Here is a 22,578-nt window from a genome sequence, read left to right on the forward strand (position 1 = left end):
GAGCAGCACACAGCTCGGATGAATATGCGCGCAGCACAATGCTCGGACGGACTCTCGTGTCGAGAGCCGCGCAGGGCAGACAAGTGGCGCGCATGGCAATGACCCTATCGAGCTGAAAGTCTCCGACGCGAGCTAATTGATTCGCCCGGCGAGGATGGGAGACGGGACAGAATGCACAGAAGTGCGCCGATCAGCCGGGATCCCGTCGATGTGCGTCGCTACTGTGCATTCCGGCCCAATAATCGGAACCTACACTCCCCCACCGAATGCGAGTCCCAATAGATATGTCGCCCCGGCCGCGCCGTATCCGATGGCGAGTTGGCGCAGTGCGCGTTTGACGGGCGGGCCGCCGCTGAGCAGTCCGACGATCAGACCCGTACAGATCAGTGCCAGTCCGACGAGTACCGCGGCAACGGCAAGGGCCACATAGCCTTCGAGACCGAACAGGTACGGCAACACCGGGATGACCGCACCCGAGGCGAAGAAGCAGAAGCTCGCTGCGGCGGCACCGAGTCCGGTGCCGATGGATTCGTGCTCGTCGATGTCGGTGGCCGGTTCTTCGACGGCGGGCAGCAGTCGAATGACGTCCGCTGCTTTCGCGTCGGCTTCCTCGTGGGTCATTCCGCGCGCGCGGTAGACGAGGGCGAGTTCGTTGGCGTCGACGTCGAGGTGTTGAACGGCCTCATTCGCGGCGCTGTCGGGCGACGACGCCTCGAGCAGTTCGCGTTGCGAGCGCACCGAGACGTATTCGCCTGCTCCCATCGACAGCGCACCGGCGAGCAGGCCGGCGAGTCCGGTGACCAACACGATGTGGTTGGACACTCCGGATCCGCTGATGCCGAGTACCAGGGCGAGGTTGCTGACCAATCCGTCGTTGGCGCCGAACACCGCGGCGCGGAAGGTTCCCGAGAGTCGATTACGGCCGCGCGCAGCCAATGCCCGGATGACCTCGGCGTGAATTTGCTCGTCGGCCGTCATCGCGTCGGTGGCATCCGCGTCGGTCGCGTAGGGCGAGCGGGTCTCGGCGCGTTGCGCGAGGGCGAGTACGAACACCGATCCGAAGCGGCGCGCCAGCACACCGAGTATCCGGGTACGAATGTCGCCTTTCAGCGGCATCCCGACGCGATCGCCGAGCAGATTGCGCCAATGCTGTTCGTGGCGACCTTCCGCGTCGGCCAACTCGAGCAGAATGTCGCGTTCCTCGCCGTTGCGCCTACCTGCCAGGTCGCGATAGACGGCGGCCTCGGCCCGCTCGTCGGCGAGGTACTGCCGCCATCGCTTGACGTCCTTCGACGAGGGTTCCGTTCCGTCCATCGAGCAAACGTACCGGGCTCCGCCCTCGTGCGCGTTGTGCGTACCTGGAAGGGCGCACAACGCGCACGAGGGGGCAGTCAGCTCGGGTCGTAGACGCCGGCCTGAACTGCTTTGACCAACCTGCGCGGCACTTTGAACTCTCGACCCTGAAAACGCACCGTCACCAGATCCGGGGCGACGGCCTTCCACTGTGCCCGTCGGCTACGCGTGTTGGAGCGCGACATCTTTCTCTTCGGAACAGCCATGTCTCACGCCTTCTTTCGGCTTCGACGGCCGTAGCGCTTCTCGAACTTCTCGACGCGTCCCTGGGTGTCCATGACGCGTGTCGCCCCGGTCCAGAAGGGGTGCGATTCGGACGAGACGTCGACGACGATCAGGGGGTAGGTGTTGCCGTCTTCCCACTCGGTCTCGCGGGTGGACGTGACGGTGGATCGAGTGAGGAATTTGTTCCCGGTGCTCGAGTCCTGGAACACCACCGGGTGGTAGTCGGGGTGGATGCCTGGCTTCATTCTGTTGCCTCTCGTGATCGGTCTGCGTAGGGGGATTCGCTGCTCTCGCAGGGGTCTTCGTGCCATTGGCCGAACGGGTCGGTCCACGTGGCCCACTGAGCGGGTTCGGTGACCTCGTCGTCGGACACCAACGCCCACTGCAGAGTTCGGTCGATCTCGGTGGGGTCGGCCTGATGTACCAAGATCACCAAGGACGTGTCTCGATCGCCGAATTGCTCGTCCCACCGCAGCGCAGCCATCGCTCGCCTGGTGGTGTCGACGCGATCCTGTTCCACTGGAGACATTGCCGCAAGCCACTTTCCGGCGCTCGCCACCCGTAGTCCGCCGCCGGCCGATTCGATCCACAGCGCTTCGTCGGGTTGCGTGGCCACCCACGCCCGTCCACGGGCGGTGACGACGCCGTCGAGCAACACGTCGATGGCCTCGTGCAGTCGTTCGGGATGGAACGGCCGAGTTGCGGTGAACTCCACGAGTGCGACTCCGCAGTCGACGGACAAGGGCGGCTGGCCGCGCAACAGCGGAGAGTGGGCGTCCGTGATCTCACCGCGCCGGGCATCGAAGGGAACGGACGCGAGAACTGCTGGGCCGTCGACCATCGAGTCCTGCGAAACCCAGACGACGGGTGCGTTCGGTGCCAACCGCGCGAGGACAGCCGCGAGCCTGGCGCGCTCCCACGCGTCGACTTCGGAACCTGCGGTGACGACGAGCGCGTCGGAGTAGTCCACCTGGCCTACTACCAGCTGCGCGACGGTTCGATCGTCGTCACCGCTGGCGACGATGCCGCGGTCGGCCAAGGTGTCGTCGCCGGTGGCGTCGGCCAACCAGGTTGCGGCGTCGAGGCAGCCGATCACGGCCTCGATACGTACGTCTCGCGAGGCCGGGCCGTCGATCTGCCCCACCACGTCGGCGACGATGACGTTGTCCACCGCCCAGCACAACGCCTCGGGCTCGAGTGCAGGGTCCAGAACGAGCACGATGCGATCGACACTGCTGCGGCTCGACAGTGCACGCAGCAGCGGCAGCAGGTCCTCGCGCAGCGTGCAGGAGACACAGCCGTGCGCCAGTTCCAAGATCGTCTCGCGCGGATTCTCACCCAGGATGTACAGCGTTCGGCGTACGACGCCCTCGGTGACGCGGCTCAGGTCGTGGCGGACTGCGACAGTTCCCGGCGCGAGCAGCGATGTCACGACAGCGTCCATGGCTCCGGTCCAGCCGGAGACGAGGACCATCGGGGTTCGATCGTCCGGTGATGTGTTCACGAGCGCCTTTCTTCTCGACAACGATTGTCATTCTCTGGAGATGCACGCTACATTCGCTTGAACGCTTTGTCGAAAACGATTGTCATAACGGCAAGAAAGGAGTGCTCATGTCAGCGCACTGCCAAGTCACCGGCCGCACCCCCAGCTTCGGAAAGTCGGTCTCGCACTCCCACGTGCGCACCAGCCGCAGGTGGGATCCCAACATCCAGCGCAAGACCTACTACGCCCCCAGCCTCGGACGCCGCGTCACCCTCACGCTCTCGGCCAAGGGCATCAAGACCATCGACCGCGACGGCATCGACGCCGTGGTGGCCAAGATCCGCGCACGTGGGGAGAAGATCTGATGGGCAAGAGCACCGACGTCCGGCCCATCGTCAAACTGAAGTCGACCGCGGGTACCGGCTACACCTACGTCACCCGCAAGAACCGCCGCAACGACCCGGACCGACTGGTCATGAAGAAATACGACCCGATCGTGCGCAAGCACGGCGATTTCCGAGAGGAGCGCTGATCGGTGGCCAAGAAATCGAAGATCGCGAAGAACGAGCAACGCAAGGTCGTCGTCGCCCGCTGGGCAACGCGTCGCGCAGAGCTCAAAGAGATCATTCGCAAGCCCTCGAGCAGCGATTCCGAGCGCGCGGAGGCCCAGGCGGCACTGCAGCGTCTGCCACGCGATTCGAGTCCGGTACGATTGCGCAATCGTGACGCTGCGGATGGACGTCCGCGCGGTTACCTACGGAAATTCGGGCTGTCCCGCGTGAAGATGCGCGAGATGGCTCACCGCGGGGAGCTGCCAGGCGTCCACAAGTCGAGCTGGTAAGGGAAAAGGTAGAGATGGCAGTCAAGAGAGCACCGTCGAAGAAGGTCCGCGCAGAGGCGGGTCGTCGACCGAAGAAGAACCCGTTGAATGCCGCCAAGGTCACCACGGTGGACTACAAGGACATCAACCTTCTTCGTCAGTTCATTTCCGACCGCGGCAAGATCCGTAGCCGCCGGGTCACCGGGCTCACCCCGCAGCAGCAGCGCCAGGTCGCTGTCGCAGTGAAGAACGCTCGTGAAATGGCATTGCTGCCGTTCACCAGCCGCTGAATCAGCTTTCGAGAAAGGCCACGTAGCCCTGGGGCTACGTGGCCTTTCTGTCGTTCCTAGCAAGAAACGAGCAGTTCTACGATGTCCGGCGTTCTCGAAGGCTTCACCGTCATCTTCGTCGTCATCGCACTGGGCTACCTGCTCGCCCATCTGAAAATCCTCGGCGAACACGGCCAATTCGTTCTGAGCCGACTGGTCTTCTTCGTGGCGACGCCGTCGCTGCTGTTCATCACGTTGGCCAGGTCGGATCTGTCGGTCATCCTGTCCCCCGTACTGGCCGTCGCCGGTTCCACTGCGCTGCTCGTCGGGGCCATCTACTTCGTCATCGCGAAGCTCGCGCTGAAACGCGCCGTGCCCGACGCGACCGTCGGCGCACTCGCGAGCTCCTACGTCAATGCCGCGAACCTCGGTATCCCGATCGCCGTGTTCGTGCTGGGCGACGCCAACTTCGTCGCGCCCCTGCTGCTGTTCCAGATCATGATCTACACGCCGATCGCGGTGACCGTCCTCGACATCTCCACCAAGATCGACGAGGTCTCACTGTTCAAGACGATCACGACGCCGTTCCGAAACCCGATCGTGCTGGCCGGGGCTGCGGGTCTCGTACTGTCGATCACCGGATTCGAGCTCCCTGAGGCGCTCATGCAGCCGTTCCAACTCGTCGGCAACCTGTCCGTTCCTGGTGCACTGCTCGCGTTCGGACTCTCGCTGTACGGCGCGCGGGTACTGCAGAAGGGCATCAGCCCGCGACGAGACGTGGCTCTGGCGACCCTGTTCAAGATGGCGCTGCAGCCGGTGTTGGGGTATCTGATGGCCCGATTCGTCTTCGGCCTCGACGGGCACGACCTGTTCGCCATCGTCGTCGTCTCGGCACTGCCCACGGCGCAGAACGTCTTCGTCTTCGCGAGCCGCTACCAGCGAGGCGTCGTTCTGGCCCGCGACACGGCATTCGTCACGACCCTGGTCTCGATTCCCGTCATCGCACTCGTCACGGTGCTGCTGGCATGACACGAACACAAAGGTTCTCCTCAGCTCCCAGCGCTACTTTGGGTTCATGAGGTTTCTCGCTGCAGGTGTCATGCTGTGCCTGCTCTTGGCCGGCTGCAGCACCGCCGCCGGTGACGACGACGAGACGACACCGACAACGAACTCCACCACCCCCATCGGGTTCGTCCAGCAACCGAGCGCGCCGCCCGTACCCCACGAAGTTCCCGTCGGGGACGTCGGCACGATGTTCGAGTCGACCCCGGATCTGATCCGCGCGACGACCACTCCGTTCGAGTCGTGGAGCCAGGTCTCCCCCAACACCATCGCGGTGCACTTCGTTACCGGCACGCCCGAATGCTACGGAGCCGACGCGACGGTGACCGAGACCGATAAGGCCGTCACGATCGAACTGCGGACCGGGACCAGACCGGACGCCGAGGACAAGTCCTGCATCATGGTTGCCGTCTACGCCACCATGCAGATCACTCTGGCGTCGCCGCTGGGTCATCGCGCAATCCTGAATGCGGCCTGACCCGGTCGCCGGTAATGTCCGACCGGTGAGCGATCAACTACCCGACCGAAATCGAAGTACGGTGCGCGCTGCCGACGCCGATCGCAACCTCGTGGCGCAGCTGCTGAGCGACGCGTTCGCCAACGGTCAACTGACCGTCACCGAGTACGACGAGCGGACGGCCGCCGCGTACCGAGCAAAGACCTACGGCGACTTGGACCTGCTGACCGACGATCTGGCCCTCACCCCACCTCCGCAGACAACGCACACCGGTGCGCCCCAGACCGATCGGGCCATCGCGATCATGAGCGGATCGGTTCGCAAAGGCGAATGGACCGTCGCCGCACGCATCGACGCGCTCGCCTTCTGGGGCGGAGTGGAACTCGACCTACGCCGAGCGACGTTCTCGGCCCAGGAAACCACGATCAACTGCGTCGCGATCATGGGCGGCATCGAGATCACCGTGCCGCCCGGCATCGGCGTCGAGGTCCGCGGCACCGGAATCATGGGCGGATTCGAGCACGTCAGCGCCACTCACCCCGGTGCGCCCCGAGTGGTCATCACCGGACTCGCCTTCTGGGGCGGAGTCTCGGTGGACATCAAGGCAGCAGAGAAGTGACTACGACCGCCGACGCTTGAGATAGTCGCTCACCACCGCAGCACCCAATCCGTCCAGATCCGGCGCGATGACCCTGCCGCCGACCCGCTCGGCCATCTTGTCGACCACCCGGGCCAGACCGGGATCGTCACCGAGACGGAAAATCGTCACCTGCGCACCGAGTTTCGCGACGGTATCGAGCTCGCGCACCGTCAACCCCAACGTCTTCGACGACGGCGGGTAATCGAAATACGCATGGCCGTCCGGCTCGAGATGAGCCGTCGGTTCACCGTCGGTGACGATCAAGACCACCGGCTGTGCATTGGGATGACGACGCAGATGCCGCACTGCGAGCATCAACGCGTGATGCAGATTGGTGCCCTGATCGTAGGCTCCGTCGAGGCCGGCGAGCTCCGAGGCCGTCAAAGTCTGTGCATGCCGGCCGAATCCGATGAGTTGTAGGTCGTCCCCGCGAAAACGAGTACTCACCAGGTGATTGAGAGCCAGTGCGGTGCGCTTCATCGGCACCCAGCGGCCGTCCATCACCATCGAGAACGACGTGTCGACCAACAACGCCACCGCAGCCTGCGTCCGGGTCTCGGTCTCGCTGATCTCCACATCGGTCACCTGTAGCTGCACCGGGAAGCCCGATCCTTGTGCAGCCGTACGCAACACGGCGTTGTTGACCGTGCGGGTCACGTCCCACGGTTCGGTGTCGCCGAATTCCCAGGTGCGCGACGCTCCCGTCGGCTCACCCATCGCGCCGGCCTTGCGCGTGTCTCGCTCGCCGCCGCGTCGAGACAGCTTTCCCGCGACATCCTTCAGCGCCGACTGCCCCAATTGACGCATGGCCTTCGGCGACAGACGCCACTGACCGTCGGCACCCTTGTCCATGAAACCCTGCTGCTGCAGCGCCTTTTCGAGCTCCGAGAGCATCCGGGCGTCGGCCGCAGCCTCCGGTCCGAGCTGTTTCAGCAGGGCATCGGCGTCGATATCGTCCAGCGCTGCCCCGTTGTACTGCTGCGAGAGCTGATTGCCCAGATTCTCGAGATCGGCAATGTCCTGCAGTGCCCCGGTACCGTCACCGAGGCCCATTCCGTTCTCGCCGCGAAAGTTCTGCGAACCGTCCCAGTCCTCACCGGGCCGGGCCTGCTGCAGATTCTGATCCAGTTGATCGAGCTGATCCAGCAGGTTCGAATCACCGAAGGCCTGCTGCGCCAACGCATCCAACTCGGCTCTCTGCTCGGGCGTCAGAGAGTTTCGCAGTCGCTGCGCCGCCGCGGCCCGCTGGGCGAGCGAGTCCAACAGCTCGTCGACATTCTTCGGATTCTCCGGAAAATGCTGACCGTGCTTGTTCATGAACTCGTCGAACTGCTCGTCGGTGTTCTCGCCCTTGTTGTGGGCGTCGAGCAATTCGTTGAGGTCCTTCAGCATCTCGCTGATGGCCTGACGATCCTGCTCGGTGGCACCTTCGAGAGCCTGCTTCATGCCGGCGAATCGCTGATCGAGCATCTCGCGGCCGAGCAGATCCTTGATCTTCTCGTAGTTCTCGCGCCCCTCCGACGAACGCCAGTCGTAGTCCGACAGCTCCTGCACCGCTTGGGCGGTGGACGGCGACAGATCGCCGATCTGCATCTCCTGGAACCGCGCGTCGTCGTCGAGCGCCCGCGCCAACGCCTTGCGCTCCTCGAGCACCGCCTTGTCCAGCAGCTCACGCACTTCCTGCAGCGTGCCGTCGAGGTTGTTCTGCTTCAACAGATCTCGGCGACGCTTGGCGGCCTGGGCCGCAAGGTCGTCGAGCCCACGCATGTTCTTCGTCCCGCGCCGCAGCATCTCCTGCAACGCCCGGCGAGGCGACGCTCCCTCGAGGACGTCCTCGCCGATCGCATCCAACGCCTCCCGCAGATCGACGGGAGGAGCCAGTGGATCCGGCCCCTCGTGATAGCGCCCGTACCTGGAGCGACGCATCAGCTGTACACCGTCTGGCCGTCTTCGTCGGGGTCCTTCGAGATTCGCCGCGCGAGGTAGAGACCTTCGAGTGCCAGTTCGACGGCGGCTGCTTTCTCGCCGTCCGAGGTCGCCTTCAACCGCTCGGTGATGTCGCCGATCACGGATACGTCGGGCAGCTCGTCGAGCAGTGCCTTTGCGGTGATGCGATCGCCGGTGACGATCGGGTCGCCGGTCTCCACGGCCGTCACCAACGCCGCGAGGTTCAGGCCACCCAGGTGCGCCCGGACGGTATCCGCCGTCGCGCGTCGCAGCATGTGTTCGAGGACCTCGATTTCGCGGCCTTCTTCGCCCGACTCGAATTCCACCTTGCCGCGCAGCACCTCGATGATCGTGCCCAGGTCCACGGGCCGCGCCACAGCATCTGCTTCGCCGAGTATCGCAGCGCGGTGAACCGCTGCGGCAGCGATCGTTTCGGCCGCGGCGATCGCGAATCGTGCCGACACACCGGAGCGCTGATCCACCGACGGCGATTCACGCAGCAGCCGGGTGAATCGAGCGAGCACCTCGAGCAGGTATGCCGGAACCTCGGCCTGCAGGTCCGCTTCCTGCTCGATGACGGCTACCTCTTCGTCGAGTTCGAGCGGGTAGTGCGTCCTGATCTCGGCACCGAAGCGGTCCTTGAGCGGAGTGATGATGCGTCCGCGATTGGTGTAGTCCTCGGGGTTGGCACTGGCCACCAACATGACGTCGAGCGGGAGCCGCAGGGTGTAGCCGCGGACCTGAATGTCGCGCTCCTCCATGACGTTGAGCAGCGACACCTGAATGCGCTCAGCGAGGTCGGGAAGTTCGTTGATCGCCACGATGCCACGGTGACTCCGAGGAACGAGACCGAAGTGAATGGTCTCCGGGTCGCCCAAGCTGCGGCCCTCGGCGACCTTCACCGGATCGACATCGCCGACGAGGTCAGCGACCGAAGTATCCGGAGTCGCGAGCTTCTCGGCGTACCGCTCGCTGCGGTGCCGCCACTCGATGGGCAGATCGTCGCCCAGTTCCTTCGCCCTACGAATGCTCGCAGGGGTGATGGGCTCGTACGGATGCTCGCCGAGTTCAGCCCCGGCGATCACCGGCACCCACTCGTCGAGCAGCAGATTGAGTGTACGCAGCAGACGCGTCTTGCCCTGCCCACGCTCACCCAGGAGAACGACGTCGTGACCGGCCAGAATCGCGCGCTCGAATTGCGGCAGCACCGTCGACCCGAAGCCGACGATCCCCGGCCACGGATCCTCTCCGTCACGCAACGCCGTCAGAAGATTTTCGCGGAGCTCTTCCTTGATCGACCGCTGCCGATGTCCGGATGCCTTGAGTTCGCCGAGAGTGGAGATGCCAGGTTTGGTGGAGGTCACTTCTCCACGCTACGAGCGTTTGACGATTGCTGCCATCTAGTGGCCCGTTGTGGTTCCGCCGAGTTCGCACTTATGCCACCCGAACTGGACAAATCCCCTGCACAACTGCGATCTCGCTAGCCCGGTGCTCCTGCCTCACGTAGCGCGGCCCGAACTCGACGGACCACTTCGTCGGGACGACGGCGGAGTTGTTCGGAATTGACCCGAACGATTTGCCAATCGCACTGCTGCAAGTCCTCGTACCTTTCGATGTCTCGAGTTCGCTGACGCTCGTCGAGCCAGTGCTGCACCCCCTCGTATTCCACCCCGACACGCCACCTCTCCCAGCCCATGTCGATCCGCCCGACAAATCGACCACGCGCATCTCGAATGTCGATCTGGGTGGTGGGTTTCGGAAGTCCGGCATCGATCAGCAATAGTCGTGTGCGCGTCTCCTGCGGCGATTCCGCGCCTCCGTCGACACGACCGAGGGCGTCGAGCAGCACCCGGATACCCCGACACCCCGGACGCAGTGACGCGAATGCACTCACCGCATCCCGCCCGAGGCCGGTCGCGGCCAAGAGTGAATCGAGGAAGATCACGGACTGCGGTGTCGGAACCCATCGCCCGATATCGAACGCAGTCCGCACCGGGGTGGTCACCGCCACCCCGCCGACAACGAGCACTTCGTCAGGCTCGATCGAGTCACGCCGGATGATCAGCCCTGGTATTCGATGTGATCTTCCCAGCGCAAGCACAGTGGGCGGCACCGACGCATCTACCCATCGCGCGCCGTGTATGGCGGCCGCTGAAGTACCCGCGACAATTGCGCTGTTGCCGACGCACACAGATGCCGCCGCAGCCAGGGTCCGCGCATCCAGGGTGGTTCCCGCGGGCACATACGTATCACGGAACACTCGTACATAGTCGCGACTCAGTCGGTGACGACTCATTGCTCCCGACTGCACTGCAACCGACCCACGAAACGGTCTCGACTCGATCCCCATGGTTCAACCCTGGCAGGGCTGACACCCTCGACACGGCCGGCAGCGCGATCTGTGGACAACTATTCGGTCATCCACAGATCGCCGAGATCGCAGTTATGCGAGCGAAAATGGTGTAAAAGGCTGCACAACTGCGATCTCGACGGAGCAGCTAGTGCGCGAAGTGCCGCGAACCCGTCAGATACAGCGTCACGCCCGCGTCCTGGGCTGCCGCGATCACTTCGTTGTCGCGGACCGAACCACCGGGCTGCACAACGGCTTTGACGCCCGCGGTCATGAGGACCTGCAAGCCGTCGGGGAACGGGAAGAAGGCATCGGAGGACGCGACCGAACCGACTACGCGATCCCCGGCTCGCTGGACTGCGAGGTGGGCGGCGTCGACGCGGTTGACCTGGCCCATTCCGACGCCGACCGACGCGCCGTCGTGGGCGAGCAGAATTGCGTTGGACTTGACGGCTCGTCCTGCGCGCCAAGCGAATTCGAGATCCTTCAGGGTCTGCTCATCGGCAGGTTCGCCCGCGGCGAGGGTCCAGTTGGCCGGATCGTCGCCGTCGGCGTCGATGACATCGCGCTGCTGCAGCAGTGCCCCGCCGGAGATCGGCTTGAGTTCGACGCCCGACGTGGGCGGCGCTTCTGCGAGCAGAACTCGAATGTTCTTCTTGCGCTGCAGCACTCCCAGTGCGCCGTCGGCGTAGGAGGGCGCGATGATGACCTCGGTGAAAATCTCGGCGACCTGCTCGGCCATTTCGACGGTGACCTCACGGTTGGCCGCGATGACGCCGCCGTAGGCACTCACCGGATCGCACGCATGCGCCTTGCGGTGCGCCTCGGCGATGTCGCTGCCGACGGCGATTCCGCACGGGTTGGCGTGCTTGATGATCGCGACGGTGGGCTCCGAGTGATCGAACGCTGCCCGCCAGGCCGCATCCGAATCGGTGAAGTTGTTGTACGACATCTCTTTTCCGTGCAGCTGCTCGGCCTGAGCGATGCCGGCAGCAGCGGAGGAGTCGACGTACAGGGCGGCCTTCTGGTGCGGGTTCTCGCCGTACCGAAGTACTGCGGAGCGGTCCCAGGTGCCGCCGATCCACTCGGGAAACACTGTCTCGGTGTCGGGGGTCAGGACGCTCGACATCCACGACGCCACTGCGACGTCGTACGCCGCGGTGTGCTGAAATGCCTGCGCGGCAAGAGATGTGCGCTCGGCGAGCGTGAATCCACCACCCGAGACAGCGGTGAGTACATCGTCGTACCGGCTCGGGTCGACGACAACCGCGACCGACGGGTGATTCTTGGCTGCGGCGCGCACCATCGAGGGGCCACCGATGTCGATCTGCTCGACACATTCGTCGGGTGTTGCACCACTGGCGACGGTCTCGGTGAACGGGTACAGGTTGACCACGACGAGTTCGAACGCCTCGATGCCCAGCTCGTCCAGCTGAGCCAGGTGCTCGGGCTTGCGGGTGTCGGCAAGAACCCCGGCATGGACGCGAGGATGCAGCGTCTTGACGCGGCCCTCGAGGGTCTCGGGGAATCCGGTGAGGTCCTCGACCTTGGTGACCGGGATTCCGGCGTCGGCGATCTTGCTCGCCGTCGATCCGGTGGACACCAGAGCGACGCCCGCGGCGTGCAAACCGGTCGCAAGTTCGATCAGTCCGGTCTTGTCGTAGACACTGACCAGTGCGCGGCGCACCGCTTTACGTTCACTCATCGGATTATCTGAGCCTTTCGTCCATCGGAGGTGACACCTTTGGCTGCGACCGCTGCGATCACGTCGACCAGCAACCGTCGTTCCACAGTCTTGATGCGTTCGTGCAATGCCGCTTCGTCGTCGCCGTCGAGAACGGGCACGGCTTCCTGGGCCAGGATCGGCCCGGTGTCGATGCCGGAATCGACCAGATGCACCGTCGAACCGGTCAATTTGACGCCGTGGTCCAGTGCGTCCCGTACGGCGTGCGCACCCGGGAACGACGGCAACAGCGCGGGGTGCGTGTTGACGATCCGGCCGGCGAACGCGTCGAGAAATCGAGGACCCAGGATCTTCATGAACCCTGCGGTGACGATCAGATCGGGCTCGAACCCCAAGGCAGCTTCGGTGAGCGCCGCATCCCAGGCCGACCGATCGGCGAAGTCCCGCAAGCCGATACGAAAATGTGGGATCGCGGCATCGTCGGCATGACGAGCGGCAGCGCACTCTCGATCGACTCCGACGGCCACGATGCGCGCCGGGTAGTTCTCGGCAGTTGTCGCGGCGACGAGCGACAGCAGGAGCGAGCCGGTCCCCGACGCGAGGACGACGACCCGCGCGGGTGTCTCACGCAAGGCAGTCAGCGCACTACTCCTGAGGTATCGAGGGGATCGTTCGAGCCAGCAGAAACCTTAGTCGCTCCGACCCGCACCCCTACCGGGCAGGTCCGTCCTCCGCAGTGCTCGACGCGTCGTCCTGGGCCGGGGGCGGAACGACGATCTCGGCCTCGAGCGGTTCCTCGGATTCGGCGTCGGACGCGATCGGATCGTCTGCTTCCACTGTCGCGACCGGATTCTCGTCGACAACCTCGGCCTCGACGACGGTGTCCGCGACGGCCTCGTCCGGCTCCGACGCAGGCGCTTCGATGGCCAGTTCTGCTGGGGGCACGGTCGCCGGCACGGGCTGCTCTGCGCTGGATCGGTCGTCGGGTTCGTGGTCGGGTTCCGGGTCTGCTCGACGCCACACGACGAGGGCGGCCGAGGCGGATCCGACGACACCGAGCCAGGCGAAGGTCAGTAGTGCGAAGCTCCACACGGTTACTTCCACTGTTCCGAACGTGCCGAGGTTTCCGCCTGCGGCGTAGCCGAACACCGCGGCGAGGGCTCCGATAGCTGCGGCCACCGCCCACACCGAGGAGACGGCGACCTGGACGTCCACGCTTCGGATCGCGCAGTCGCGTCCCAGAAGTAGTCCGGCAGCGAGGGGCACGACGAGCATGACGATCCAGATCGTCTGCGCGGATCCTTCGGGGAGGACGGCGAGGATCGGGAGCGGCGGGAGCGGCCCGCCCGTCGTCGAGAACAGGCTGACCGATGCGTCTCCGAAGCTCGCCGAGGACCCCGTCGCGACGGCGAGGGCACCGAGGACGATGTTCGGCAGGTACAGCACCGACAGCACGGTCAATCCCAGCATGCCGATGAGGGTGCGTCCGTTGTCGAGCAGCGAACCGGCGGTGTCCCAGGAGGCGAGCAGTGCCAGCAGCACGATGGCAGCGCCGCCCGCGATCAGCACTGCGACGCCTCGGACGAGCGGCGCAACGAGCGCGCGTACCCAATCTGGAAGGTGCCGATCGATCACCAGAGTGTCCCAGCGAGCCAGCACCAAGCCGGTGCCCGACGCCGCTGCGTGCACTCCGGCCACCCACGAGAAGGCGACGAGTGCGTTGGGGCTCGACAGTCCGATGACAGTCGACGCGTCCTTGGCGACGGCCAGTGCGATGGCTGTGACGGCGAGGGGTCCTGCCATCGACGCGGCGAAGACCCACCTGACCATGCGGCGGTCGGAGGTCTCGTCCACCGCGTGGTGAACCGTGCGTGCGACGGACCAGGCGACGACGAGGGTGGGAAGCATCGGGGCGACGCCCATCGACGTGCCACCGATACTCAGCGGCACCAGGTGCACCGCGAACCAGGAACCGGCGATGGCACCGAGGGTTCCGGTGAGATCGCTGTTCACCGAGACGAGGGTGATCAGGACCAGTGTTGTGGCGATGACCACCACCAACCCGGAGGTCTTGAAGGCCACCGCAGCGAGCGTCCGTGACTGGTCGGGCGTCGGCCCGGTACCGACACGGGTACTGCGTGCGGCCGCGCGTCGAGAATCTCGGTTCAATAGATCGCTCATCACTACGAGATTCGCATCAACTTCGCGGCACGCCGGGCAGGCGCGCCGCGAAGTCGAGTGTGACGTGCGAAATCAGTCGCGCTTGTTGTCGTCGTCGGCGGGAGTGGCGCCGAACGACTGAGTCGGTGCGCCGTACGGCGTCGACTGTGAGCCCGACTCGGACTCGTCTGGTGTGCTCGACGGCTGACCGTAACCGGACGGCTGGTTGCCGTACTGGTACTGGTTCGGCGGGTACGCCTGCCCTGCGGGCGGACCGCTCGGACCGGTGTAGGGCGGCGGCGAATAGCCACCCTGCGGTCCCGTGTTCGGCGCAGGCTGATTGCCGTACGGCGACTGTGCGCCGGGACCGTAGGAATGCTGGCCGGACGTCTGTCCACTCGGCGCTTGCCCGAAGTTCGACGAGCCCGCTGTGTTCGACGGGGCCTGACCGTAGGCCGGCGGGTTGCTGTAGTTCTGCGGTCCGGACGGTCCACCGAACGACGTCGTCGGCGCGTTGTACGGATTCTGCTGGCCGTAACCGGACTGCTGACCCTGGTTCCCGAAGCCGGACTGCTTGGGTGCCGGGGCCTTGACGATGCCTGCATCGAGCAGCAGCGCAACCACAGCGGCAGCCGCCTGCACGAAGCCCAACACGAGCACCAGGATCGCGCCGATTCCGAGCGAACTGCTGGTGCTGGCGAACTCGTTGCCCTCGGCACTGGGCAGGCTGAACGACTGGAAGACGAGCACCAGGAATCCGGCGATGGCCAGTGCCGCGATCACGGCCTGGTTCCGGGCGTCTTTCTGCAGCAGCGACGCACCTGCGATCAGACCGGCGGCGAGCAGGAACGCGATCGACGCCGCACTTCCGCCGGACTCGAAGAAGTTGGTGCTGAACGAGGTCTGGATGCCGCTGGGCAGTTGCTCGGACGACGACACTTCGGCGGTGACGAAATCGAGCAGGCCGAGCAGGAAGTTGACGATACCGAGACCGAGCACCACGAAGGTCAGAATCTTCGGCAGTTGTGCGACCCCGGCACCGGACGACTTCGTCGAGTGCCCGGACGTGCCCGGCGCGGACCCGCTCGGTGCGGAGGTTCCTGGCACGGGCGGGCCGAACGGGTTGGATACCGACGGCTGGTGGAACGGCTGGTTCTGCCCCGACTGGGGGTAGGCACCGGACGACGGCTGATTGGGCGTGGCCTGATTCGGCGTGGACGGGGGGCCGTAGGACGGTCCGCCTCCGCCGTAGCCACCAGAGTTGGAGCCCCCGTTGTCAGGGCTGCCGGGCGAGTAGGTCATCGCGTCTCCTCATCCTGATAGTGCCGTACCCAGGTCGGTCGGGTCCGAGATCTCACGCTACTGCACGGACCCGACCGCTCGAGGAACTCCAGGTCAGTGGGACGTGGCCAACTCGTGGTCGTTCGATTCGGCCGCTTCGAGCTCCCGCACCAGCGGCAGCACCTTCGCTCCGAAGTATTCGATTTCCTCCTGAAAGTGCAGGAAGCCACCGAGAACGAGGTCGACGCCGAGGCGTCGGTAGGCGACGATGCGTTCGGCAACCTGCTCCGGGGTGCCGATCAACTGCGTCTTGAACCCGTCGTTGTACTGAACGAGGTCCTCGAACGTCGAGTCGGCCCACATCCCCTTCTTGTCGGCCGTCGAATTGCCCGCCTGCTGCACCGCACCTCTGAAACCCTCGACGGCAGGCTTGTTGGCCTTGTCGATGATCTCTCGCAACGTATCTCGCGCTTCCTTCTCGCTGTCTCGCGCGATGATGAAGCCGTTGAGCCCGAACTTGACCTCACGTCGGTGATCGCGCGCGACCCGACGCAGGTTGTCGAGCTGCTCGGTGACGCCGTCGAAATCCTTGCCGTTACTGAAGTACCAATCCGAGTACCGGCCGGCATTCTCCTGCGCGGCGGACGAGTTACCACCCTGGAAGAGTTCAGGATTGGGCCGTTCCGGGGTGTTGAGCGGCTTGGGCTTGAGCGTGAAATCGTGGATCCGATAGAAATCGCCCCGGAAATCCACGTCGTCCTCGGTCCAGATCTTGCGCAGCACCTGCAGGAATTCGGCGCTGCGCCGGTATCGTTCGTCGTGCTCGAGCCACGGCTCACCGAGGTGGGTGAACTCGTCCTTGAACCAACCACTGACGACGTTGACCGCAAAACGGCCGTTCGAGAGATGGTCCGCGGTAGCGCCGAGCTTTGCCAATACAGCAGGCTGCCAGAGCCCGGGATGCACGGCGGCAATGACTTTCAGACGTTCGGTGGCCAACAGCAACGCGAGCGAGAAGCTCGTCGACTCGTGCTGGAACTCGGCCCCGTAGCTCGCCTCGTAACGGACCTGACTGAGGGCATACTCGAAGCCGTTGTTCTCGGCGGTCTGCGCCAGCTTCTTGTTGTACTCGTAGTCCCAACTGGTCCGTTGCTCGATGGTGCTGGTGACCAGGCCACCCGAGACGTTGGGAACCCAGTACGCGAACTTGATTGCGTCGGCGATCTTTTCGGTGCTCATGTGTGCGTCATCCTTCGTCGGATGAATGCGCCATCCACGCACTCAGATGGCGTGAATGGCACATTCATCCGGAAATCGGGGGTCGGATCGGGGCCGGAAATGTGGGGACTACGAGTACCAGGTGGGCTCGGGCAGCTCCCCGGTGAGCACCCAGCGGCCGACTTCGCGTCGCTTGTAGGCAACCGGATCGTGCAGGGTGTGGGTACGGACGTTGCGCCAGAAGCGATCGAACCCATACTTGCTGGCCGTGGCGCGGGCACCGAGGGCCTCGAACACGGTCGAGGTGATCTCGAGCGAGACGTCGGTGGCGCGAGCCTTGACTGCGGCCACCCGCACCTCGTGGTCACCACGCTCCTCGGCGGTGACGTTCCACGCGTTGTCGTGAATCTTCTGTCCTTCCAACGCAACTGCGTCGGCCAGAGCTTCGACGGCCCACAGTTTGGCGGTCAGATCGCCGTAGATGTCGATGATGTACGGCTCGTCGACTGCTTTGTCCACCGTGCTGTGCAGCCACGCGCGAGTCTTGTCCTTGGTGTACGACGCGGCTTCCTCGAGAGCACCCCTCGCGATTCCGAGGTAGAAGTTGACGAACACCAACTGAATGGTCGGCACGTTGAGGGTGTTGTAGACGCGTGGCTGAAACACTTTGTCCACGAACCCCGCTGCACTTGCCCAGTCGACGCGAACCTTGTCGATCGTGACGCTGCCACTTTCGGTCTGACGCTGGCCGATGTTGTCCCAGTCGTCGTGGAAGGACAGACCCTCGATGTTCGACGGCACGATTGCGAACACGTGATCGGTGCTGCCCTCGAGCGCACCTTCGAGCACGGTCACGTCCGAGACACGACTGCCGGTGGAGAACGTCTTGGAACCGTCGAACACGATGGTGTCGCCCTCGTCGGTGACCGACACGTCGTTGTCGCGGGGATTGACGGCACCGCCGAAGAACCACTTGTTCTTCGTGGCGTCGGCCTCGACGGCCTCGATCTGCTCGGGTGTGCCCACGAGACGCGCAGCCCAGAACCAGAGAAGGTGGTAGCCCAGCAGCTGACCGATCGAGCCGTCGGCCTTCGAGACGGTGCGAATCACCTGGTAGGCCGTGGGCCAATCCTGGCCGCCGCCACCGTGCTCGACGGGACCGAGCAGCGTGACGAGCCCGGCGTCCTTGAGCAACTGAACCTCGGCGGACGGAAGCTCACGACCCTTGTCACGGGCAACGGCGTCGACAGCGAGAAGCTGCGCTACCTCACCTGCGCGGGACACCCATCCGGCGGCAGTGGTGGGAGCGTCGGGCCAGTTCTTGGCGAGTGCACGATTTTCGGTAGTTGTCATGACGCACAGTGAAGTCCCGTGTCGAACCGATGACCACAGTTCGATTCAGCGTGATTCTAAGATGCTTCGGTCCGACGGAACTGCGGTCTGACCGCCACCGGATCGGTCAGCCGACGGATACCTGACGGGCCGGGGTCGCTACGACCATGTAGTCGCACACCGAGACTGTCGGTGTGGTCACGGTCGCGGGGGTGGTGAAGACCGGCTGCGCCGATGCGGCGTGCGTACCTTCGGTCCACAGTTCGTTGATTCCGCGGGCAACGTCTCGGCCGGTGATGGTGATCGGGTTCATCGAGTTCTCCTTCTTTCGTAAGTAATCCGACGGAGTCGACGGTGCCGCACGGACCCGGTACTCGGCCAGTCGTATCGTCACCGGAACGTTCTCCGACCGGCACCGGCGCGCTTTCCGGACCGGACGCACAGACCTACCTGCAGGGTGGGTCGTACTCCAGATTGGGCAGCATCCTGGCCCACATTTCTTCCGTCAGCATGGTGCCGGTCGTTCGGCAGATCCGATCGGCCACGTCCGGGTCGTCCATCGTCCAGGTCTGCAATACCCCGTCCTGCCCGACGGCGGAGAGCACCGCACCTGTCGGATCGAACGCCACGGTCACGCCGGCACGCGCGATGCGGCTGACCGGACCGATGCTCTGCACGTTCGCGGGGTCGCTGAAATCCCACAATTCGATCGACCCGTCCGACCCTGCAACTGCCAGCGTCGAATCGTCCCGACCGAACGAGAGGGACCGCACAGCTCCGCCCTCCGGTGTGAACGGTCGTCCCAAAGGTTCTGGATGCAACGGATCGGAGACGTCCCACACCCGGACGACGTCGTTGCTCGCACTCACCAGCACCCGATCGTCGGAGCTCAGCGCAATGGTCGACGCATCACCCGAATGACCGTGCAGCAGCACCGGTATGGCGGTCGGATTCGATCCGTCCGCAGAGAGTATCCAGCCACGTACGGTGTCGTCTGCGGACGCCACCCACACAGTGCGCCCGTCGCTGGAGAAGACAGCGTCGGTGACGAATCCGTCGAAACCGCTCAGCGGCAGTCCGATCGGACGTGGCATCGCCGGGTCGCGTACGTCCCACAACCGAGCGGACTTGTCGTCCGACGGGGCCAACAGCACCTGCCCCGCAGGATCGAATGCCAACTCGCTGGTGAACCGAGCCTCGGTGGGGATCTCGGCTCGCGCGATCGGGTCTGCCGGGTCGCGTACGTCCCACAAGCGCACCGGTCCACCGACTGTCGACGCAGCAGCCAACAGCTCGCCGTCCGGGGTGAGTTCGACGCTTTGGCCGTCGTCCTGACCGGCCGATACCGGAATCGAGGTGGTTTGCGCCACTGCGCCTTCGGGCGTTCTCTGCCACAGCGCGACGGTTCCGTCGTAGGAACCGGTGGCGAACGCGGAGCGTGCGGACGCGAAGGACAGTGCGCGCGCCGGCCCGCGGTGAATCTGCTGCACCGCGTCAGGGGTCTGCCAGATCCGGATGGTGCCGTCGTCTCCCGCGGTGACAACCGATCTACCGTCGGGTGCGAGCGCGGTGGTCAGCAGGCCGCCCCCGTTGCCGGTCAGCGGGGCACCGAGTCGCACCGGCCGGGCCGGGTCCATCAAGCTCCACACTTGCGCAGTGCCGTCCTTGCCGGCCGTCACCATCGTCTTCCCGTCGGAGCCGAAGTCGACCGACCACGAGGCCGCGGACTGGGCAGGCAGCGGTGGCCCGAGCGGTGTCGGGGCGTCCGCGTCGGCCACATTCCACAGCCGGGTCGTACCGTCGTCGCTGGCCACAGCCAGCAGTGACCCCACCCGCGCGAACGCCACCGAATGCGTGACACTCGCGAAGCCGGTGAGCGCTACCGGGCGCGGCGTCACCCGGGACACGTCGGTCGTGTTCCACAGTCGTACGGTGTTGTCGTCACCGCCGGACGCCAACGTTCGTCCATCGGGCGAAAATTGCACCGTGCGAACAGCTCCGGCATGCCCTCGCAGGGGCCCACCTATCGGGCGTGGGACATCGGGATCGGCCACGTCCCACAACCGAACGGTCGAGTCCTCGTGGGCCACTGCGAGAGTCTTCCCGTCCGGCGCGAATGCAACCTGATACGCAGGCCCGGCGTCATCGTCGAGGACCATCGAATGCCGCACCGGATGCTCCCTGTCGGCAACGTCCCACAACTCGACGGTCCCGTCTCCGCTGGCCGTCGCGAACACTGTACCGTTCGGAGCGAAGACCGCAGACGTAGCGAAGTCTGTGTGGCCTTCCAACGGAACCCCCAGGGGACGTGGCGAATCCGGTTCGCGGACATCCCACAACCGCACCGTGCCGTCGGCTCCGGCCGAGGCGACGGTCGAGGCGTCGGGGCTGTAGGAAACCCCGTACACAGCACCCACGTGCCCGGTCATGGCCGCGGCGAGCGGCAAGAGTTCGGTACCGATCAAACGGCTACGCAGGCGCGGATCGTCAGGTCTCGATCGTTGTGCCACGAGCAGCAACTGGGCCGACAGTGACGGATCCGATTCGAGAAGTCGGTCGGATTTGGCCAACACCTCGTCGAACACCGCGTCGTCGCGCTGGGTGGCCACCGAGTCGCTTTCCACGACCGCCGCCGCGGTACTGACGGTGGCCAGGACCGCGAGAACGGCCAGGGCCGCGACACCTGCGCGGATCACCGAACGCGTCCGGGTAGCGCGCGCCGACGCGGCGTCGATGAATTCGGCCGCAACAGGCGGAACGTCCGCGGCGTCGCCGGACCACAATTGGGCAGCAGCCAATCGAGTCCCTCGATACAGAAACTCGTGCGCGCGGTCGTGCTGCAACCAGGCCTCGGCGTCGTCCTCCACTCGCTGCCGCTGCGAGGCGTTGTCTCGATCCTGCTCGATCCACCGCGCCAACCTGGGCCACGCCCGGAGCACAGCGTCGTGCGCAAACGATACGTATTCTGCGTCGATCGTCACCAACCGTGCTGCGGCAAGGACTTCGAGGACATCTTCGATCGGTGCGGATCTCTCGAACCCCGCCAAAAGCTCTGCTCGAGTACGCCGTCGGCAACTGTCGTCGGTATCGGTACCGAACGCCACCAACCGCATGCACAGTGTTTTGCTCGCGCGCTGCTGGGCGTCGGTCAACTGTCGCCACGCCGCCTCCCCGGCCTCGGCCACGGATCCAGCCGCTCCGCCGACGGCTCGATAGGCAGCTGCTGTCAGCTTGCCGTTCTGACGCCTGCTCCACGTCGCGCGCAGCGCATGCGACAGGAGCGGGAGTCGACCGGCGCGACGATCTCCGGAGGAGAGTAAGGCCGTCGACGCAGACGAACCCGCAGACCGCGATCCGAATTCGGCGATGATCGTGTCGACGAGCGCCGGTTCGACTTTGAGACCCTCCGTTTTTGCCGGCTCCACCACGGCCTCACGAAGTTCCGCGTCGGTCATCGGACCGAGCACCATCGAATGATGCTCCAGCGCAACCCCGATTCCCGGAAATTCCAGGCACCGAGAGTAGAAGTCGGCCCTCAAACCCACGACCACCGGGACGTGTTCGGCCAGCGCAACGAGCTCGGCGACGTAGGCGGATCGTGCGTCGACGTCGGTCCGATCGGTGAACAGTTCCTCGAACTGATCGACGACGAGCATCGCGTCGGCGTCCACGTCGGCTGGAACGATCCCGGCACGAGGAGTCCGGACGTCCACGTCGGACACACCATCGATACGTCCGTCCCGAACTGCGTGCACCAAGCCGGCGCGAAGCAGGGAGGACTTGCCCGCGCCGGACATGCCGACCAGGACGAGCACGGACCCGTCGCGTCGGGCCTCCGAGATCCGGTCGAGCAGCGTTGTCGTGCTGCGTGATCGGCCGAAGTACAGTGCGCTCTGAGATTCGGTGAACGCCGCCAACCCCGGATACGGGCACTCACCCGAGTACGCGGGCACAGCGGTATCCGTCCGACTTTTCTGCGACTGTGTCCACCACAGCGACCACACCGACAGGTCGTACAGTCCGTCTGTGGGCGGTTCCGGCGTACGTTTCCGCGCTTCGGCGACCAGCACCTGCAGAACCGGCAGTACCGACTCGAATTTGGCCGGCACCGACCGACCCCGTCGCCAATCGCTGATGCGCTGAGCGGACACCGCGGCCCCGGTGGGTGCTCGCCTGCGCTGCAGCGACGTGGCGGTGGATGCAACCTTCTTCAGGGGTGGATCGCCGGCGAGCACGTACAGCCGCGCCAGCGCTTCACCGAATACTTCCCTCGAGTCGGTCTCCCCCACCGATTCCC

The 22,578-nt window shown here is 65.1% G+C and carries 22 protein-coding genes; 7 read left to right on the plus strand and 15 right to left on the minus strand.

Annotated elements, in window-relative coordinates:
- Positions 1-249 precede the first annotated feature (249 nt).
- From E4P29_RS17745 to E4P29_RS17760, 4 genes are all read right to left on the minus strand, one after another.
- Positions 250-1,314 carry a VIT1/CCC1 family protein gene (locus tag E4P29_RS17745; RefSeq protein ID WP_135046515.1) on the minus strand — a complete coding sequence of 355 codons (1,065 nt, stop codon included), beginning with the start codon at positions 1,312-1,314 and terminating at the stop codon, positions 250-252.
- A 77-nt stretch (positions 1,315-1,391) separates the two neighbouring features.
- The gene (gene rpmF, locus E4P29_RS17750) at positions 1,392-1,559 is read right to left on the minus strand and encodes a 50S ribosomal protein L32 (protein ID WP_135046516.1); all 168 of its coding nucleotides are present in this window, start codon (positions 1,557-1,559) and stop codon (positions 1,392-1,394) included.
- Between the two features lie 3 nt (positions 1,560-1,562).
- Positions 1,563-1,823, minus strand: coding sequence for a type B 50S ribosomal protein L31 (locus E4P29_RS17755; protein WP_135046517.1), 261 nt, complete (start codon positions 1,821-1,823; stop codon positions 1,563-1,565).
- On the minus strand, positions 1,820-3,052 hold the full coding sequence (locus tag E4P29_RS17760) for a GTP-binding protein (RefSeq protein WP_135046666.1): 1,233 nt from the start codon (positions 3,050-3,052) through the stop codon (positions 1,820-1,822). Before E4P29_RS17760 ends, E4P29_RS17755 begins: the two co-directional genes overlap by 4 nt.
- A 137-nt stretch (positions 3,053-3,189) precedes the next feature.
- On the opposite strand from E4P29_RS17760, the gene rpmB reads away from it, so the two are divergent.
- From rpmB to E4P29_RS17795, 7 genes are all read left to right on the plus strand, one after another.
- Positions 3,190-3,426, plus strand: coding sequence for a 50S ribosomal protein L28 (gene rpmB / locus E4P29_RS17765; protein WP_032365915.1), 237 nt, complete (start codon positions 3,190-3,192; stop codon positions 3,424-3,426).
- Positions 3,423-3,593, plus strand: coding sequence for a 50S ribosomal protein L33 (gene rpmG, locus E4P29_RS17770; RefSeq protein ID WP_209205461.1), 171 nt, complete (start codon positions 3,423-3,425; stop codon positions 3,591-3,593). The genes rpmB and rpmG overlap by 4 nt, the downstream gene beginning before the upstream one ends.
- A 3-nt stretch (positions 3,594-3,596) precedes the next feature.
- Complete coding sequence (gene rpsN / locus E4P29_RS17775; RefSeq protein ID WP_027496028.1) at positions 3,597-3,902, plus strand: 30S ribosomal protein S14; 306 nt, start codon at positions 3,597-3,599, stop codon at positions 3,900-3,902.
- 14 nt (positions 3,903-3,916) lie between these two features.
- A complete protein-coding gene (gene rpsR, locus E4P29_RS17780; protein ID WP_008719028.1) occupies positions 3,917-4,171 on the plus strand; it encodes a 30S ribosomal protein S18 in 255 nt (84 codons plus the stop codon).
- Positions 4,172-4,252: 81 nt separating this feature from the next.
- Positions 4,253-5,179: an AEC family transporter gene (locus E4P29_RS17785; RefSeq protein WP_135046519.1), complete on the plus strand. Its 927-nt coding sequence runs from the start codon at positions 4,253-4,255 to the stop codon at positions 5,177-5,179.
- A gap of 46 nt (positions 5,180-5,225) precedes the next feature.
- Positions 5,226-5,690 (plus strand): hypothetical protein, encoded by a 465-nt coding sequence (locus tag E4P29_RS17790; RefSeq protein ID WP_135046520.1) that lies wholly within the window; start codon positions 5,226-5,228, stop codon positions 5,688-5,690.
- A gap of 25 nt (positions 5,691-5,715) precedes the next feature.
- Entirely contained in the window at positions 5,716-6,288 is a 573-nt protein-coding gene (locus E4P29_RS17795; RefSeq protein WP_135046521.1) for a DUF1707 domain-containing protein, read from the plus strand.
- Here E4P29_RS17795 and E4P29_RS17800 read toward each other — a convergent pair whose 3' ends face one another.
- The 11 genes from E4P29_RS17800 to E4P29_RS17850 form a co-directional block, all read right to left on the minus strand.
- Positions 6,289-8,235, minus strand: a complete 1,947-nt coding sequence (locus E4P29_RS17800; protein ID WP_032371243.1) for a VWA domain-containing protein — start codon at positions 8,233-8,235, stop codon at positions 6,289-6,291.
- Positions 8,235-9,620 (minus strand): ATP-binding protein, encoded by a 1,386-nt coding sequence (locus tag E4P29_RS17805; protein ID WP_135046522.1) that lies wholly within the window; start codon positions 9,618-9,620, stop codon positions 8,235-8,237. Before E4P29_RS17805 ends, E4P29_RS17800 begins: the two co-directional genes overlap by 1 nt.
- Before the next feature lie 116 nt (positions 9,621-9,736).
- Positions 9,737-10,552: a DUF559 domain-containing protein gene (locus E4P29_RS17810; protein ID WP_245154388.1), complete on the minus strand. Its 816-nt coding sequence runs from the start codon at positions 10,550-10,552 to the stop codon at positions 9,737-9,739.
- Between the two features lie 202 nt (positions 10,553-10,754).
- Positions 10,755-12,311: a bifunctional phosphoribosylaminoimidazolecarboxamide formyltransferase/IMP cyclohydrolase gene (gene purH / locus E4P29_RS17815; protein ID WP_135046524.1), complete on the minus strand. Its 1,557-nt coding sequence runs from the start codon at positions 12,309-12,311 to the stop codon at positions 10,755-10,757.
- Positions 12,308-12,931 (minus strand): phosphoribosylglycinamide formyltransferase, encoded by a 624-nt coding sequence (purN, locus tag E4P29_RS17820; RefSeq protein WP_348539774.1) that lies wholly within the window; start codon positions 12,929-12,931, stop codon positions 12,308-12,310. Before purN ends, purH begins: the two co-directional genes overlap by 4 nt.
- A 70-nt stretch (positions 12,932-13,001) precedes the next feature.
- Positions 13,002-14,471, minus strand: a complete 1,470-nt coding sequence (locus tag E4P29_RS17825) for a DUF6350 family protein (RefSeq protein WP_135046526.1) — start codon at positions 14,469-14,471, stop codon at positions 13,002-13,004.
- Positions 14,472-14,543: 72 nt separating this feature from the next.
- Complete coding sequence (locus tag E4P29_RS17830; RefSeq protein ID WP_135046527.1) at positions 14,544-15,752, minus strand: DUF5336 domain-containing protein; 1,209 nt, start codon at positions 15,750-15,752, stop codon at positions 14,544-14,546.
- A 93-nt stretch (positions 15,753-15,845) separates the two neighbouring features.
- Positions 15,846-16,970, minus strand: coding sequence for a dimethylsulfone monooxygenase SfnG (gene sfnG / locus E4P29_RS17835; RefSeq protein ID WP_135046528.1), 1,125 nt, complete (start codon positions 16,968-16,970; stop codon positions 15,846-15,848).
- Between the two features lie 108 nt (positions 16,971-17,078).
- Positions 17,079-18,302, minus strand: a complete 1,224-nt coding sequence (locus E4P29_RS17840) for an acyl-CoA dehydrogenase family protein (RefSeq protein ID WP_027496018.1) — start codon at positions 18,300-18,302, stop codon at positions 17,079-17,081.
- A gap of 106 nt (positions 18,303-18,408) precedes the next feature.
- Positions 18,409-18,675 carry a hypothetical protein gene (locus tag E4P29_RS17845; protein WP_135046529.1) on the minus strand — a complete coding sequence of 89 codons (267 nt, stop codon included), beginning with the start codon at positions 18,673-18,675 and terminating at the stop codon, positions 18,409-18,411.
- A gap of 52 nt (positions 18,676-18,727) precedes the next feature.
- The gene (locus tag E4P29_RS17850) at positions 18,728-22,570 is read right to left on the minus strand and encodes a hypothetical protein (protein WP_135046530.1); all 3,843 of its coding nucleotides are present in this window, start codon (positions 22,568-22,570) and stop codon (positions 18,728-18,730) included.
- Between the last annotated feature and the right edge of the window lie 8 nt (positions 22,571-22,578).

It is taken from the genome of Rhodococcus sp. 1R11 (assembly GCF_004563845.1).
In the GTDB taxonomy this organism is placed as follows: Bacteria; Actinomycetota; Actinomycetes; order Mycobacteriales; family Mycobacteriaceae; genus Rhodococcoides.

Bases quoted from the DNA above. Each gene is read 5' to 3' on its own strand.
- E4P29_RS17745 (WP_135046515.1), bottom strand. From the start codon at position 1,314: ATGGACGGAACGGAACCCTCGTCGAAGGACGTCAAGCGATGGCGGCAG.
- rpmF (WP_135046516.1), bottom strand. From the start codon at position 1,559: ATGGCTGTTCCGAAGAGAAAGATGTCGCGCTCCAACACGCGTAGCCGA.
- E4P29_RS17755 (WP_135046517.1), bottom strand. From the start codon at position 1,823: ATGAAGCCAGGCATCCACCCCGACTACCACCCGGTGGTGTTCCAGGAC.
- E4P29_RS17760 (WP_135046666.1), bottom strand. From the start codon at position 3,052: ATGGTCCTCGTCTCCGGCTGGACCGGAGCCATGGACGCTGTCGTGACA.
- rpmB (WP_032365915.1), top strand. From the start codon at position 3,190: ATGTCAGCGCACTGCCAAGTCACCGGCCGCACCCCCAGCTTCGGAAAG.
- rpsR (WP_008719028.1), top strand. From the start codon at position 3,917: ATGGCAGTCAAGAGAGCACCGTCGAAGAAGGTCCGCGCAGAGGCGGGT.
- E4P29_RS17785 (WP_135046519.1), top strand. From the start codon at position 4,253: ATGTCCGGCGTTCTCGAAGGCTTCACCGTCATCTTCGTCGTCATCGCA.
- E4P29_RS17790 (WP_135046520.1), top strand. From the start codon at position 5,226: ATGAGGTTTCTCGCTGCAGGTGTCATGCTGTGCCTGCTCTTGGCCGGC.
- E4P29_RS17800 (WP_032371243.1), bottom strand. From the start codon at position 8,235: ATGCGTCGCTCCAGGTACGGGCGCTATCACGAGGGGCCGGATCCACTG.
- E4P29_RS17810 (WP_245154388.1), bottom strand. From the start codon at position 10,552: ATGAGTCGTCACCGACTGAGTCGCGACTATGTACGAGTGTTCCGTGAT.
- purH (WP_135046524.1), bottom strand. From the start codon at position 12,311: ATGAGTGAACGTAAAGCGGTGCGCCGCGCACTGGTCAGTGTCTACGAC.
- E4P29_RS17825 (WP_135046526.1), bottom strand. From the start codon at position 14,471: ATGAGCGATCTATTGAACCGAGATTCTCGACGCGCGGCCGCACGCAGT.
- E4P29_RS17830 (WP_135046527.1), bottom strand. From the start codon at position 15,752: ATGACCTACTCGCCCGGCAGCCCTGACAACGGGGGCTCCAACTCTGGT.
- sfnG (WP_135046528.1), bottom strand. From the start codon at position 16,970: ATGAGCACCGAAAAGATCGCCGACGCAATCAAGTTCGCGTACTGGGTT.
- E4P29_RS17840 (WP_027496018.1), bottom strand. From the start codon at position 18,302: ATGACAACTACCGAAAATCGTGCACTCGCCAAGAACTGGCCCGACGCT.